The organism is Pseudomonas asuensis (genome assembly GCF_014646755.1).
GTDB classification, from domain to species: Bacteria; Pseudomonadota; Gammaproteobacteria; order Pseudomonadales; family Pseudomonadaceae; genus Chryseomonas; species Chryseomonas asuensis.
On record NZ_BMNW01000003.1, the window covers coordinates 373,700 to 387,309 of the forward strand.

Annotated in this window: 12 protein-coding genes; 8 read left to right on the top strand and 4 right to left on the bottom strand. The window is 52.6% G+C overall.

The annotated features are described in order from the left end of the window. Positions 1-105: 105 nt before the first annotated feature. Positions 106-1,791, top strand: coding sequence for a long-chain-fatty-acid--CoA ligase FadD1 (gene fadD1, locus IEX86_RS08485; RefSeq protein WP_188865694.1), 1,686 nt, complete (start codon positions 106-108; stop codon positions 1,789-1,791). Positions 1,792-1,952: 161 nt separating this feature from the next. Beyond that, positions 1,953-5,981: an ATP-dependent RNA helicase HrpA gene (gene hrpA, locus IEX86_RS08490; RefSeq protein WP_188865695.1), complete on the top strand. Its 4,029-nt coding sequence runs from the start codon at positions 1,953-1,955 to the stop codon at positions 5,979-5,981. Positions 5,982-6,027: 46 nt separating this feature from the next. Here the strand turns inward: hrpA and IEX86_RS08495 are convergent, their stop codons facing one another. Together IEX86_RS08495 and IEX86_RS08500 are read right to left on the bottom strand one after the other, a co-directional pair. Beyond that, the gene (locus tag IEX86_RS08495) at positions 6,028-6,645 is read right to left on the bottom strand and encodes a YiiX/YebB-like N1pC/P60 family cysteine hydrolase (RefSeq protein ID WP_229685283.1); all 618 of its coding nucleotides are present in this window, start codon (positions 6,643-6,645) and stop codon (positions 6,028-6,030) included. 50 nt (positions 6,646-6,695) lie between these two features. After that, complete coding sequence (locus IEX86_RS08500; RefSeq protein WP_188865696.1) at positions 6,696-7,097, bottom strand: DUF4878 domain-containing protein; 402 nt, start codon at positions 7,095-7,097, stop codon at positions 6,696-6,698. A gap of 218 nt (positions 7,098-7,315) precedes the next feature. Between IEX86_RS08500 and IEX86_RS08505 the strand changes: the two genes are divergently transcribed. Together IEX86_RS08505 and IEX86_RS08510 are read left to right on the top strand one after the other, a co-directional pair. Beyond that, positions 7,316-8,626 (top strand): FAD-dependent oxidoreductase, encoded by a 1,311-nt coding sequence (locus tag IEX86_RS08505; protein ID WP_188865697.1) that lies wholly within the window; start codon positions 7,316-7,318, stop codon positions 8,624-8,626. Between the two features lie 99 nt (positions 8,627-8,725). Further along, on the top strand, positions 8,726-9,313 hold the full coding sequence (locus IEX86_RS08510; RefSeq protein WP_188865698.1) for a LysE family translocator: 588 nt from the start codon (positions 8,726-8,728) through the stop codon (positions 9,311-9,313). 19 nt (positions 9,314-9,332) lie between these two features. Here the strand turns inward: IEX86_RS08510 and IEX86_RS08515 are convergent, their stop codons facing one another. Next, positions 9,333-10,163, bottom strand: coding sequence for an AraC family transcriptional regulator (locus IEX86_RS08515; protein ID WP_188865699.1), 831 nt, complete (start codon positions 10,161-10,163; stop codon positions 9,333-9,335). 174 nt (positions 10,164-10,337) lie between these two features. Here IEX86_RS08515 and IEX86_RS08520 point away from each other — a divergent pair, with 174 nt between their 5' ends. Beyond that, positions 10,338-10,667: a DnaJ family domain-containing protein gene (locus IEX86_RS08520; RefSeq protein ID WP_188865700.1), complete on the top strand. Its 330-nt coding sequence runs from the start codon at positions 10,338-10,340 to the stop codon at positions 10,665-10,667. 69 nt (positions 10,668-10,736) lie between these two features. Here the strand turns inward: IEX86_RS08520 and IEX86_RS08525 are convergent, their stop codons facing one another. Further along, on the bottom strand, positions 10,737-11,516 hold the full coding sequence (locus tag IEX86_RS08525; protein ID WP_373290409.1) for a transporter substrate-binding domain-containing protein: 780 nt from the start codon (positions 11,514-11,516) through the stop codon (positions 10,737-10,739). Positions 11,517-11,656: 140 nt separating this feature from the next. Between IEX86_RS08525 and IEX86_RS08530 the strand changes: the two genes are divergently transcribed. From IEX86_RS08530 to IEX86_RS08540, 3 genes are all read left to right on the top strand, one after another. Next, on the top strand, positions 11,657-11,833 hold the full coding sequence (locus IEX86_RS08530; RefSeq protein WP_188865701.1) for a hypothetical protein: 177 nt from the start codon (positions 11,657-11,659) through the stop codon (positions 11,831-11,833). 332 nt (positions 11,834-12,165) lie between these two features. After that, complete coding sequence (locus tag IEX86_RS08535; protein ID WP_188865702.1) at positions 12,166-13,158, top strand: TRAP transporter substrate-binding protein; 993 nt, start codon at positions 12,166-12,168, stop codon at positions 13,156-13,158. 122 nt (positions 13,159-13,280) lie between these two features. After that, complete coding sequence (locus IEX86_RS08540; protein WP_188865703.1) at positions 13,281-13,607, top strand: hypothetical protein; 327 nt, start codon at positions 13,281-13,283, stop codon at positions 13,605-13,607. The last annotated feature ends 3 nt before the right edge of the window (positions 13,608-13,610 follow it).

The following is a 13,610-nucleotide window of genomic DNA, read 5'->3' on the forward strand; positions in this document are numbered from 1 at the left end:
TGCTGGTGGAGGCCTGCCAAAGCTGATAATCTCGGTACGCCTTCGTCGTAAGAGTGGGCGATACAATCACAACAAGATCACGTTGTCGCTTAGGAGTGGGCTTCCATGACCCCGAATTTCTGGAAGGACAAATATCCGGATGGTATCGCCTCCGAGATCGATCCTGATCGTTATCCTAATGTCCAGACGGTCCTCAGGGAATCCTGCGAGCGTTTCGCCAACAAGATTGCCTTCAGCAATTTAGGGCAGACCCTTACCTACCGTGAGTTGTATGCCTTGTCTGGCCAATTCGCGACTTATTTGCAGAATCATACGGATCTTAAGCCAGGTGACAGGATCGCCATACAGCTTCCTAATGTCCTGCAGTATCCGGTTGCCGTCTTTGGTGCAATGCGGGCGGGCTTGATCGTTGTCAATACGAACCCGCTGTATACCGCACGTGAAATGCAGCATCAGTTCAAAGACGCCGGTGCGCTGGCCCTGGTTTGTCTGGCCAATATGGCCCACTTGGCCGAACAGGTTTTGCCTAACACACAGATCCGCCACGTTATTATCACGGAAGTGGGAGATCTGCTGCCGCCGCTTAAACGTCTGGTAGTCAATAGCGTAGTCAAGTACGTCAAGAAAATAGTGCCAGCGTACCGACTTCCACAGGCAGTGAAGTTTACCACTGCGCTTACTAAGGGGCGTCAGGGTACGCTCAAGGAAAGTCAGCCGCACGGAGACGATGTCGCCGTACTGCAATACACCGGTGGCACGACGGGCATTGCCAAGGGCGCAATGCTGACGCACCGAAATCTGTTAGCCAATATGCTGCAGTGTCAGGTGTTGATGGCCTCGAACATGGAAGAAGGTTGTGAGATCGTCATTGCGCCTTTGCCGCTGTACCACATCTATGCCTTCACCTTTCACTGCATGGCCATGATGCTCTTGGGCAACCATAACGTACTGATCACCAATCCGCGCGACTTGCCCACAATGATCAAGGATTTGTCCAAGTGGAAGTTCACGGGATTCGTCGGGTTAAATACGTTATTCGTAGCATTGTGTAATAATGAAGCCTTCCGGGCATTGGATTTTTCTGCTCTGAAAGTAACGCTTTCAGGTGGTATGGCCTTGCAACATGCGGTGGCCGAACGTTGGGAGCAAGTTACAGGGTGTGGCGTCTGTGAAGGGTACGGCATGACTGAGACCAGTCCTGTTGTCAGTGTGAACCCTATCCAGCACCGACGTATTGGCACAATCGGAATTCCTGTGCCGTCCACAGACTGCAAAGTGGTCGATGAGGATGGTGTTGCCCAGCCGTTCGGACAGCCAGGCGAACTCTGTGTCCAGGGTCCTCAGGTCATGAAAGGCTATTGGAATCGGCCTGAGGCGACTGCTGAAGTATTAAACCCTGAGGGCTGGTTGCGCACAGGGGATATCGCCGTGATCGACCCGGATGGTTATATCCGGATTGTGGATCGCAAGAAAGACATGATCCTGGTATCCGGTTTTAACGTATATCCAAATGAGCTGGAGGATGTACTGGCTCAGCTGCCTGGCGTTCTACAGTGCGCCGCGATTGGTGTGCCGGACGAAAAGGCGGGCGAACAGATCAAAGTGTTTGTCGTGCCCAAGCCTGGCGCATCGCTGACAACCGAGCAAGTGCTCAAGCACATGCACGATAATCTGACGGGCTATAAACGACCCAGGCAGGTCGAGTTCCGAGACAGTCTGCCTACGACCAATGTCGGCAAGATTCTGCGCCGCGAATTGCGTGATGCCGAGCTGAAAAAGCTCAAGGCCTGATCGGCTTTTCCTGCACAGAGCCCCGACTTTCGGGGCTTTGTCGTTTTCGTTTGGGCAAATCTGCGACAATTGCCCATCTCTCTTTATAAAGGCGCCTGGGCTGGCGCGAACCGAGCCGGCCTTGCAGGTTCCTATTTGAAATGGTTGCCATATAGCACTCAATGACTGAGCTAACATCGTCTTTTGAACAACTTTCCAAGCGCCTTGATCAAGCCTTTACTGCGGATCGGCACCGTTTGCGTCGCCAATTGGGGGACTTGCGTAAACAGCCCGATGAAGCCCGGCTAGCGCAATGGACGGAGCGCTTTCAGGCGTCCTGCGCGAAGGTGGAGGCCCGTCGCGCAAGCGTTCCGGCCATGCGTTACGACGACAATTTGCCCATCGCCGCTAAGCGTGAAGAGATCAAGGCAGCGCTTGAAAAGCATCAGGTTGTCGTGATCGCCGGGGAGACTGGTTCAGGCAAGACTACCCAGTTACCCAAGATCTGCTTGGAAATTGGCCGGGGTATTCATGGCTTGATTGGCCATACCCAGCCACGGCGTCTGGCGGCACGTAGCGTGGCCAGCCGTGTGGCCGAAGAGATCGGCACGCCCCTGGGCGAACTTGTCGGTTATCAGGTGCGTTTTGAGGATCAGTCCAATGAACGCAGCCTGATCAAGCTGATGACTGACGGCATCCTCCTGGCTGAAACCCAGCATGACCGTTACTTTGAGCGCTATGACACGATTATTGTCGACGAGGCGCATGAACGTAGTCTGAATATCGATTTTCTGCTGGGCTTTCTTAAAACCTTGCTGCCACGGCGTCCGGATCTCAAGCTGATCATTACGTCAGCGACTATTGATCTGGAAAGATTTTCCAAGCATTTCGGTAATGCGCCTATCGTGGAAGTGTCTGGGCGGACCTATCCGGTCGAGACCTGGTATCGTCCTCTTGCAGCAGAAACCGACGAGGATGGCGAGCGCCTGGAAGAAGATCTCAGTGTCGATCAGGGCATTCTGGCGGCGCTGGATGAGTTAGAGGCCTATGAGCGCAGTGAGCATAAGCGGCCTGGTGACGTACTGGTCTTTTTGCCAGGAGAGCGTGAAATCCGTGATGCGGCCGAGGTGCTGCGTAAAGCCAACCTCAAGCATACGGAAATCCTGCCGCTGTATGCTCGACTGACACCCGCCGAGCAGCAGAAAATCTTTCAATCTCACCCCGGACGGCGTGTCGTGCTGGCTACCAACGTGGCAGAAACATCATTGACCGTCCCGGGCATTCGTTACGTGATCGACAGCGGTACTGCCCGTATCAGTCGATACAGTTATAGGGCCAAGGTCCAGCGCCTACCCATCGAGGCCGTTTCCCAGGCCAGTGCCAATCAACGTAAAGGCCGTTGTGGCCGGGTCGAGCCGGGTATCTGCATCCGCCTGTATAGCGAGGCTGACTTTCTCTCGCGTCCGGCCTTTACAGACCCTGAGATTTTACGAACTAACCTAGCGGCAGTCATTCTTCAGATGCTGCACCTGCGGCTTGGACGGATCGAAGACTTCCCGTTCATCGAGCCACCAGATGGCAAGGCGATCAAGGATGGCTTCACGCTGCTTCAGGAATTGTCCGCCGTTACGAATCAGGGGCAGCTGACGGCGCTGGGGCGTCAATTGGCACGTTTACCTATCGATCCACGGATGGGCCGAATGCTGCTGGAGGCGGCAGAGCAGGGTAGTCTTTCTGACGTTCTGATCGTGGCCAGTGCGCTGTCCGTACAGGATCCTCGTGATCGCCCGGCAGAGCGCCAGCAGGCGGCTGATCAGGCTCATGCCCAATGGAAAGATCCCGATTCTGACTTTGGAGCACTGATTAAACTCTGGCACGGCTTTGAGGAGCAGCGTCAGGCATTAGGCTCAAATGCCCTCCGTAGTTGGTGCCGCAAGAACTTCCTCAACTACTTGCGCCTGCGCGAGTGGCGGGATGCGCATCGCCAACTTACCCTGATCTGCCGAGAGCTTAAACTTAAGAGCAAGCCTGCTACCGTACAGCCTGTCGTTCAGGCTCCAGTGTCTGAGGAGGTTTCACCCTCTACTGACAAGAAGGTTAATACCAAGGCTGCTCTGCAGGCCGAGGCCGCTGAGGCCGCGCAGCGCGCAAAAAGCTATGCCTCAGTACACAAGGCAATTCTGTCAGGTCTTTTGAGCCAGATCGGTAACAAGACGGAGGAGGGGGACTTCCAAGGGGCTCGCCAGCGACGCTTTTGGGTTCACCCGTCCAGTGTCATTGGCCGTAAGAAGCCCAACTGGGTAATGGCAGCCGAACTGGTCGAAACGACAAAGCTGTTTGCGCGTATGGTGGCAAAGATCGACGCGGACTGGATCGAGCCGCTGGCGCGTCATCTCACCAAGGCTAATTACTTTGAGCCACACTGGGAGAAGCGTCGGGGGCAAGTGATTGCCTATGAGCAGATTACGCTCTATGGGCTGATTATTGTGGCGAAACGTCCTGTCCATTATGGGCCTATTGACCCTGTTGTTTCTCGGGAGCTGTTTATTCGCGAAGGCTTGGTACGAGGCGAAATTCAGTCGCGTGCAAAGTCCTTGAGCGCCAACCGGCAACTGCTGGAGCGGCTCGATGAGTTGGAGGCAAAAGCCCGTCGTCGTGACATTCTGGCCGATGAGGAGACGTTGTTTGACTATTACGCCGCTCGTTTGCCAGCAGATATCTACCAGACCGCGACTTTTGATAGCTGGTACAAGCGAGAGAGCGCTAAAGATCCACAACTGCTGATTATGCGTGAGGAAGATGTACTGGCCCGTGAGGCCAGCGAAGTTACCGCAGCGCAGTATCCGGATACGTTAAGGATCGGCGATTTGCAGTTACCGCTAACGTACGAGTTCGATCCTACTCATCCTCGCGATGGGGTTACTCTGCGTGTACCCGCACCGTTGTTATCGCAATTACCGCCGGAGCGGCTGGAGTGGCTTGTTCCTGGGCTCTTGTACGACAAGGCCGTAGCCTTAGTGCGCAACCTGCCCAAAGCCATTCGTAAGAACTTTGTTCCGGTTCCAGATTTCGTCAAGGCAGCTCTGACCAAAGTCACGTTTGGGCAGGGATCGTTGTACGAAAGTTTGGGCAGAGAGTTGCTACGCATGACGGGCGCGCGGATATCCGAGGACGCTTGGCCGGAGGCCGCCAACTTACTTGACCGGCACCTTCGCATGAACATCGAAGTGGTTGATGCCAACGGTAAGTACTTGGGCGAGGGGCGTGACTTGGCAGAGCTGACGGCCCGCTTTGCCGAGGCCAGCCAGGCGGCCCTGGCTGTTCCCCAGCAAAAGACTGAACAGCAGAAACCTGTTGAGGCCAAGGCCTTTGCTGCCGTTCCGCAGCAGACCCAACAAAAGATTGCCGGTCTTTCCATGACGGTCTATCCGGCGCTGGTGGAGGAGAATGGAGTAGTCAAGGAAGGGCGGTTCTCGACCCAGTCGGAAGCTGAATTCCAGCATCGTCGGGCGTTACAACGGCTCCTCCTGCAGCAGTTGAGTGATCAGGCCAAGTTTCTTCGTAATAAGTTACCTGGACTCACCGAGCTGGGATTGCTCTATAGGGATCTTGGTCGTATTGACTCACTGGTCGAGGATATTCTTCTGACCAGTCTTGATAGCTGCATTCTCGATGGCGAACAACCACTGCCCCGAAATGGCGCTGCCTTGGCTTCGTTGGCAGAAAAAAAGAGAGGCGGGTTGAGTGAGCATGCGGAACGTACTGCACGGTTAGTACTGGAGATTCTCAAGCAGTGGCATGCCTTGCAAAAGCGTTTCAAAGGCAAGATTGATCTGGCTCAAGCTATGGCGCTTAACGACATCAAACAACAGCTGAGCGCGTTGATTTACCCAGGGTTTGTTCGTGAAACGCCTCCAGAGTGGCTTAAGGAATACCCACGCTACCTCAAAGCGGTTGATCAACGTTTGGACAAGGTCGGGTCACAGGTTCAGCGTGATCGGGTATGGACCGGCGAATTGGCTGGTTACTGGGAACAGTACAAGGCCAGGGCTGCCAAGCATGCTCAAGAAGGCAAGCATGACGAAAACTTGGTCATGTACCGCTGGATGCTGGAGGAGTATCGAGTATCGCTGTTTGCTCAACAGCTAGGTACGCAGATGCCTGTTTCCGATAAGCGTTTAAGCAAGCAATGGCAATCCGTAGAGGCGTAGCTTTCTCAATGGATAAAGGGTTGAGCCCCTCAACCCTTTGCGCCAGTCATTGACGATAAATCCATTTAAGGCCTGGATATTCTACGAATGCCTGAGGAAACAGATAGTCACCTCGGAATACAGGAGCATTCAGGCTTGTCCAGCGGGGCATAAAGGACGGTAATTGGGTTGTAATGGCTTCTGCTAACAGTGTCGTGCAGTACAGATGCGGCTTATCACGCGGCTCAAGGACAAAGCTCCGCCCCAAGGCACCTTGCAGATATTGGGCAATACGCTCCTTTTGTTCGCCACTCAAAAAGTCTGGGCGCGCCACTGCAAAATGCTTTGCCATTTCAGGCTTCAGGAAGTCCTCAAGGGGTGTAAGCAATACTTGGTTCAAATGCCTTGGGTCGTCGTCCGTCGTAGCATGAATAACCAAAACCGCGGGATTTGTGGCAACGACCATGCCTATATGGGAGAACTCGCCCCCACTTACTCTCTCTACAATACGGCTGTCTGTCGACGTCCCCAGGCGAAATAACCAGTCGCCTACTGCCAATAAGGATGGATCCAAGCGTTGCGCGGAAGGTGGAGCAAGTGTCTCTGTTAGACGAGTGCTATAGACGGCCATAGCCAGGCCGATACAGACAAGGGCTGCCAGAGCCCAGCGACATAAGACGCTCATAGGTCAAATAAACAAAGGCTTCATCTGATAATGATGAAGCCTTTATCTCATCAGATCTCGATCTTCCAGTTGCCGTTGCTTTGGATCAAGTTGGTCTTTTCTGTATGAGTTTTGCCGTCCTTGTTAAAGGTAACCGTTACGCTTACGTGGGCGTGAGTCTTGTCATCGTTATAAGTCGGTTCTTCAGCCTTTATGTTCTTGATGCCGCCCAGGGATTCAGCTTGCTTGGCCTTTTCCGTCAGTACCATTTGAAACTTGCCACGAACAAAACCCTTGGCGTTTGCGTCAGCATCCTTGGGAACATCGATCAGATCCATCATGGTGTCCAAGTCTTGAGCATAGGCCGCTTTAATAAAGCGCTCTGCGACACTTTCCGGCGTATTGTCATCAGAGCAGGCCGCTAGAAAAGAGGCGATAAAAATCAGTGCAAACCATCGTTTGATAAGAAACATATGAAATCCTTTTCGTAAATCAGTGGTTGGATATCCAGGGCGGCGGATTTTACCCAATCATGTCTTCGCTCGATGAGAGGTAATCGTGGTTTAGCGGCACGCCTATAGACCGCCGATGCTTGAAAGCCGATTTGCGGGCAATAAGAGCTACTGGGCTGCTCACTCATGGCTACGTGACAGACGTAAAATTTGCTCTGGCCAATAAACGGAGTGTGGCTATGAGGGCGTTGGCGATAGGAATCGTTGGGGCTGGTACTGCGGGTTTGGCTGCGGCTACTTTCCTGGCTCGTAAAGGTTACACCGTCAGGCTGCTGGAGCGTGTACCTGAACTGCAGACGGTTGGAGCAGGTATCTTGCTTCAACCCTCAGGAATGGCGGTGTTACATCAGTTGGGCTTGTTGACCGAGTGCACGGCATTGGGCGCGCCTGTTAGCCGTCTGTACGGGACCTCTGCCCAGGGCAGGCGCATCATTTTGGATACCCGTTATGAATCCTGGAAGCCAGGCAGTTTCGGATTAGGCATTCATCGTGGCGTTTTGATGACGTCTCTGCTAAATGCTGCACGAGGCGCTGGCGTCAGTATCGAAACCAGCACTGATATTACCCGATTCCAGCAGACGCCAAGCCATGTCCAACTCTTCCATCGAAATGTGCAGGGAAATGAAGTCCTGCTAGGCGATTTTGCTGCCTTGATACTGGCGGATGGGACGCGTTCAGTATTACGTGCGCAAATGAGCGTTAAGCAACAGGCCACCCCTTATCCATGGGGCGCGTTGTGGAGTATGGTTCCCACGCCAACAGGAAATGACTCGACAGAGTTACGTCAGTGGTATCAACAGTGTTCTGAAATGTTCGGGATCATGCCTACAGGTTGTACACACCAGAGGCGAGACGTCCGAGTAAGCAGCTTATTCTGGAGCCTGCCAGTTATTGACTACCCTAAATGGCAGTCGTTAGGTCTGGATCGCTGGAAGGCGCAAGTTATAAGGTTGGCTGGCGCAACTGCAGAACCCTTTCTGCAGCAAATCCATCGGTCAGAGCAGCTAGCGTTTGCAGCCTACGCAGATGTCTGGATGCAGCGTTGGAGTGATGGGCGCGTGCTGGCTATAGGTGACTGTGCACATGCGATGAGTCCCCAATTGGGGCAAGGTGCAAACATGGCCTTGGTAGATGCGGCAGCTTTAGCTGATTCGGTAGAAACTCTAGCGCCTTCCGATAGTAAAGCGTGGCCTGCGGTTTTGGACGCCTATGGTGTCACCCGCCGGGAGCATCTGCGCTATTACCGGCAAGCCAGTCGTTTTCTGACGCCGCTATTCCAGTCACACAATACAGCTTTGGCTTGGTTGCGTGACAGTGGCCTATTTCTAGCCCGGCACAATGCATTTGGGCGCAGGCATGCGGTGACAACATTGGTAGGGGCTCGAACAGGATGGCTGCTTCCAGCTAAAGAGGAAAGGGCTCTTTATCATTGGGATGGTCAGCAGGATAAGACTTGGGACTGGAGTGGCAGTGAAGTACAGGGTGCCTGAATAGCGCCGCCAGCCTGTTGTACAGGGTGATTTTATTCAATACTGCTTGCGATCGGCGCAATAGGGTGTGTACTTCATTTATTACATGAGTAGACACCTATGGATGTGCTGTTTTCCATGGCCGGTTTTGCCCTGGCTTCGTCAATTTCCCCCGGGCCTGTCAACCTTATGGCTTTAAGTTCAGGAGCCTGTTATGGCTTTTGGAAAAGTCTTAAGCATGTCACTGGGGCAACGGCCGGTTTTACGGCACTGCTGCTACTGGTTGGCCTGGGGCTATACGAGGTATTGAACCATGTTCCGGGGCTGATCACGCTTATTCAATGGGGCGGCATTGCCTTTCTTTTTTATCTTGCTTACCAGCTTGCCAGGGATGATGGCGTGCTGGATATAAAAGAGGAGGGCTCAGGTCCGTCGATGATGCATGGCGCGCTAATGCAATGGTTGAATCCAAAGGCTTGGCTGGCTTCGCTGGCAGGCATGGGACTCTTTGTTGCAGACGGCGACACTCTAATGGTGTGGACGTTTGCCGCTCTCTATTTCCTGATTTGCTATGGTTCTATTGCTTGCTGGGCATTTACGGGAAGTTTTTTGCGCCCTTACGTACAAGAGTCTGGCCGTGTTCGGTTTTTGAATCGCGTCATGGCAGCGCTGCTGATTATCAGCGCGTTATACCTGTTGTGGGGTTAAATGATGCGCAAAGCAGTTGTCAGCCACGGTAGTGTCCAGGTGTGGCGGACAGGTGCCGCTTGAACGTGCGATGGAAATGCGCCTGGTCAGCAAAGCCAGCAGCTACAGCAACGTCGGCAAGACTGTAACCCTGCCGAAGCCATTGACGACTGAGCTGGATACGCCGGTTGATCAGGTAAGCGTGGGGCGTCAGACCATAGTGGTCTTTGAATGCTCTTATAAGGTAAGAAGCTGATAACTCAGCAGCTGCGGAAATGTCATCTAGGGTTAGCGGTTCGGCGCAGTGCTCATGGATAAATTCGGCGGCTCGCTTAAGTTGCGCGTGAGGTACAGCGGTTGATACAGCAAGGCGCGCTGAATAGGCTTGTTGAAGCCGTATGAAAAAGTCGATGGTTGCATCGTGCTTGTAGAGCGCATCGCTACAAGGGGATGTGAGTATTGCATGCAGCCTGACCAATCCTGAGTGGATGGCAGGGTCGCGCGTATGGATGACGTCAAACGCCATAAATGATCCTTGCGTACTATATCCTGACTCTTGTTGAAGCCTGCCTAGCCACGCTGTGTCGACATAAAACATCTGATAGGCCCAGTGCTCACCCTTGATCGGGTTACAGGCGTGCACTGTTTCCGGGTTTACTACAACGACAGAGCCCTGACTGATCTGGGTTTGGCTTCGCGCATTTAGATAGTTGCTGTGGCCTGCAGTAATTGCCCCAATAGAAAAGGTGTCATGCGTATGCTTGGCGTGGCTTACTTGACGGCCATCACTGACGGTACGGATCTCGATAAAAGGCAATGCATTATCGCGCCAGAACCGCGAGTTCAAGCATTGTGCTGCTGCAGAGTTCACGAGGGGCCTCAGGCAAAATAGTCAGTACATGATGACTATAGCGCCTCTAGCCCCGCAGCGAGCCTCTTCTGAGTAAGCACGGCGGTTCACTTTGTCGGCTGATGCCATTGAGCGTCTGCACCTGGGGCAATCAATTGCTCTATATCGCTATGGTAGTTAATTCCAGGAGATGTTATGAGCACACTGGAGCAAGAAATCGAACGCAGGATTGCGCGGGAAGTAGCGGCTTGGCAGAAGCAGGTAACAGGAAAAGGCGAGCCGACCAAGATTGATGAGGGATGGTTGCAAACTCCGGAAGGGCTCCGGATGCCATTTCGCGTACTGAAGAATGCTGGTATTCCGCCTCAGGAGATTGAGCTGTTTAATCAGCGAGCCCGGCTTAAGGAACAGATTGAAACCACGCACGATGAAACGTTACGAAATCAGCTATTAAAAAAGCTCAGCGCCCTGGAGCAGATCATTGCTTTTCGCTTGGAAAAGCTCAAACAGATGGGAAGAGGTTGAGGTGACCATATAGGATGTGGAGCAGGCGGTTTATCAAGCGCTGCTCCATTACCTTGTTATGACTGCCCGTTAGGCATCAGGCTTGCTCAGCCAGTGATCTACAGTTTTCTGATACTCACCAGTAGCTTTATACAGGCGAAGCCACTGATCGACATAAGCCTTCCAGGTGACATCATCTCTAGGCAGTAGAAACGCTTTTTCACTGTACTGCATGGGCTTATGTGGGTTTACAGCACATAAGGAGAGATAGCGCTTTTGTTGAAAAAGTGCTTCCGAGGCGTCAGTGATCATGACATCGGCCTCCTTGCTGACGAGCTTCTCAAAAATCGTGACGTTGTCCTTGAACAGGCTCAGCTGCGCTTGTGGTAACTCCCGGTGAGCAAACGCTTCATTGGTACCGCCCGGTGGCTCGATCAAACGAGTCGAAGGCTGATTGATCTGCTCAACGGTTTCGTAACGTTTGGCATCTTCGCAGCGAACCAGTGGGATCTTCCCGTCGACAGTAATGGCATCACTGAAAAAAGCCTTTTTCTGACGCTCTAGAGAAATGGATACGCCTCCTACCGAGAGATCGCAGCGACCTTCAAGAAAGTCGGGCATTAATGTTTTCCAGCTGGTTTTTACCCACTCCACATTCACGCCAAGGCTTTTGGCCAATGATTCGGCCATCGTAATTTCAATGCCTTCGTATTTTCCATCTTCACGAAGGAACGTGTACGGCTTGTAGTCGCCTGTCGTACACACGCGAATCGTGCCTTTTTGCAGGATCGTATCAAGGTGTGAAGTGCTATCCGCCGCGTGGACGCTGCCAGCAACCAATAACAGCCCTGTGATTGCAAATGTTTTCATGATCACGATCCTTCTTATTATGGTTTTGGTGTCCATCACGCTACCCGAGCGGCAAACCGCTTCACAAGTTTTTCCTGCATCGAACTGGCTGATACAGGGTAGGTCCACCTTTGGTGTACACACATATAAGGAAAAGACACATGCATCCTATTGAGTCGGATATACCTGAAGTACGTGCTGCTCCGGTTTACCTGTCTGAAAAGGACGACGGGGCCTCCATAGAAAATGTACCAGGAGGCAGTTATGACGTGGATGAGGACTTCATCGAGTCTGTAGGCGATGAAAGTCAGATGGACGACAGTGAAGAGGAAAACTAATGCCTATCGTCCTCAACGGTTTGACTTCCCAGGCCGTTGAGGACGTTTCCATGCTGTTTTACTCAAGTCCTATAGAAAAGGCAGTAGTCGCGACGACAAGGCCGGTTTTTTGCATTTGTTGTGAGCTGAGGGTTATCGATTGGGATCGAAGCCGTCTGCTTAATCATCGGGGGAGCTTTTTGTCGCGACAGGCCAAGGGCAAACAGGACCAAAACGGTCACAAAAGAAAAATAAATGTCATTGAATAGGCCTTAGGGATCCTTTTCCATGGCAGTGGCCCAGCCTTACGTAATAAGAAACACACCCCTTTCACGGAGTTAGAAGGGAAGACTATGTTCAAGTTTGTCGCTACGGCATTGTTTGCGGCATCACTCGCTGTTGCTTATGTCACCCCGGCAGTGGCCGAAGAGCCTATTGTCATTAAGTTTTCGCATGTCGTGACAGACGATACGCCCAAGGGGAAGGGGGCTCGTTTATTCCAAAAGCTGGTTCAGGAGCGTTTGGCGGGACAAGTAAAGGTTGAGGTCTATCCGAACTCAACGCTGTATGGCGATGCTGAAGAGCTCGACGCGTTGCAGCGTAACGAGGTCCAAATGCTAGCGCCTTCGGTATCCAAGTTCGACCAGTACACCAAGCAACTCGAAATTTTCGATATGCCGTTCCTGTTCGATGATCTTGAGGCCGTCAAGCGTTTCGAAAAGCGGGACAAGAGTCGCGAGCTCTTGGGCTCCATGGCTAGCCACGGGATTTACGGGCTGGCGTTCTGGAATAACGGTATGAAGCAGCTTTCTGCCAATCGCGAACTGCGTAAGCCGACAGATGCACGCGGCTTGGCGTTCCGAATCCAGGCGTCCAACCTGTTGGAGGACCAATTCAAGCAGGTTGGAGCTTCTGCGTTGAAACTCCCGTTTAGTCAGTCCTTTAAGGCGCTTCAGAGTGGGCAGGTGCAAGGCACGGAGAACACCTGGTCCAACCTGTATAGTCAGAAGCTCAACACCGTCCAGCCGTATATCACTGAAAGTAATCATGGCGTTCTGGTTTACATGCTAATCAGCAATTCGAAGTTCTGGAACGCGCTTCCCTTTGGTGTGCGTACTCAGCTTGAGCAAATTTCGGATGAAGTAACGCAGTTTGTTAACAAGGAAGCCGAGGCGATCAATAGCAAGGATCGTGAGAGCATTCTGGGCTCAGGTACCAGCAAGCTAGTCACATTGTCCCCGTCCGAGCGGCAGGCATGGCGCGAGTCGATGCAGCCATTGATACAAAAATACGAGCCTGAAATCGGCGCTGATGTCATTCGAGCTGCGCAGCTGGTTAATCGCTGATAGCTCATGCATCCAGCTTCCTACCTCCTTAAGCCTGCTGCCGGCAGGCTTAAGGATGCTTCAAAAATGAACAGTGTTTTCATTCTGCTGCCCAAACGCATAGGTCCTTATGGGAAAACACTATGCGTAAAATCATTTCATTCGTTTTTGCTGCTTCTATAGCGCCCGCTGTATGTCTGGCGCAAGGGCTTGAGCTTGATCAGGATGTAGGTGATCTCAATATCCTGGCGGAGTCATCCAGCCAGGAACTGCCTAATGATGCCCCTCAGCTCATCACGTTAACCAATAACGAACATGCACCGGTTAATTGCTGGTTACAGGCGTACGGCCCAAAAGACAGTGAGCAGGAGGAGCATTTGATTGAGCCAGGCAAGTCCGCAACGCTGCGTATGCCAGGTAAGTCAGCTGAGACTTCCACAAAAGCTAAACTGGTCTGCCGCAAACAGTAATGC

What these genes read in the sequence shown, in the direction of transcription:
- fadD1 (WP_188865694.1), top strand. Translation starts at nt 106, where the DNA reads ATGACCCCGAATTTCTGGAAGGACAAATATCCGGATGGTATCGCCTCC.
- hrpA (WP_188865695.1), top strand. Translation starts at nt 1,953, where the DNA reads ATGACTGAGCTAACATCGTCTTTTGAACAACTTTCCAAGCGCCTTGAT.
- IEX86_RS08495 (WP_229685283.1), bottom strand. Translation starts at nt 6,645, where the DNA reads ATGAGCGTCTTATGTCGCTGGGCTCTGGCAGCCCTTGTCTGTATCGGC.
- IEX86_RS08500 (WP_188865696.1), bottom strand. Translation starts at nt 7,097, where the DNA reads ATGTTTCTTATCAAACGATGGTTTGCACTGATTTTTATCGCCTCTTTT.
- IEX86_RS08505 (WP_188865697.1), top strand. Translation starts at nt 7,316, where the DNA reads ATGAGGGCGTTGGCGATAGGAATCGTTGGGGCTGGTACTGCGGGTTTG.
- IEX86_RS08510 (WP_188865698.1), top strand. Translation starts at nt 8,726, where the DNA reads ATGGATGTGCTGTTTTCCATGGCCGGTTTTGCCCTGGCTTCGTCAATT.
- IEX86_RS08520 (WP_188865700.1), top strand. Translation starts at nt 10,338, where the DNA reads ATGAGCACACTGGAGCAAGAAATCGAACGCAGGATTGCGCGGGAAGTA.
- IEX86_RS08525 (WP_373290409.1), bottom strand. Translation starts at nt 11,516, where the DNA reads ATGAAAACATTTGCAATCACAGGGCTGTTATTGGTTGCTGGCAGCGTC.
- IEX86_RS08530 (WP_188865701.1), top strand. Translation starts at nt 11,657, where the DNA reads ATGCATCCTATTGAGTCGGATATACCTGAAGTACGTGCTGCTCCGGTT.
- IEX86_RS08535 (WP_188865702.1), top strand. Translation starts at nt 12,166, where the DNA reads ATGTTCAAGTTTGTCGCTACGGCATTGTTTGCGGCATCACTCGCTGTT.
- IEX86_RS08540 (WP_188865703.1), top strand. Translation starts at nt 13,281, where the DNA reads ATGCGTAAAATCATTTCATTCGTTTTTGCTGCTTCTATAGCGCCCGCT.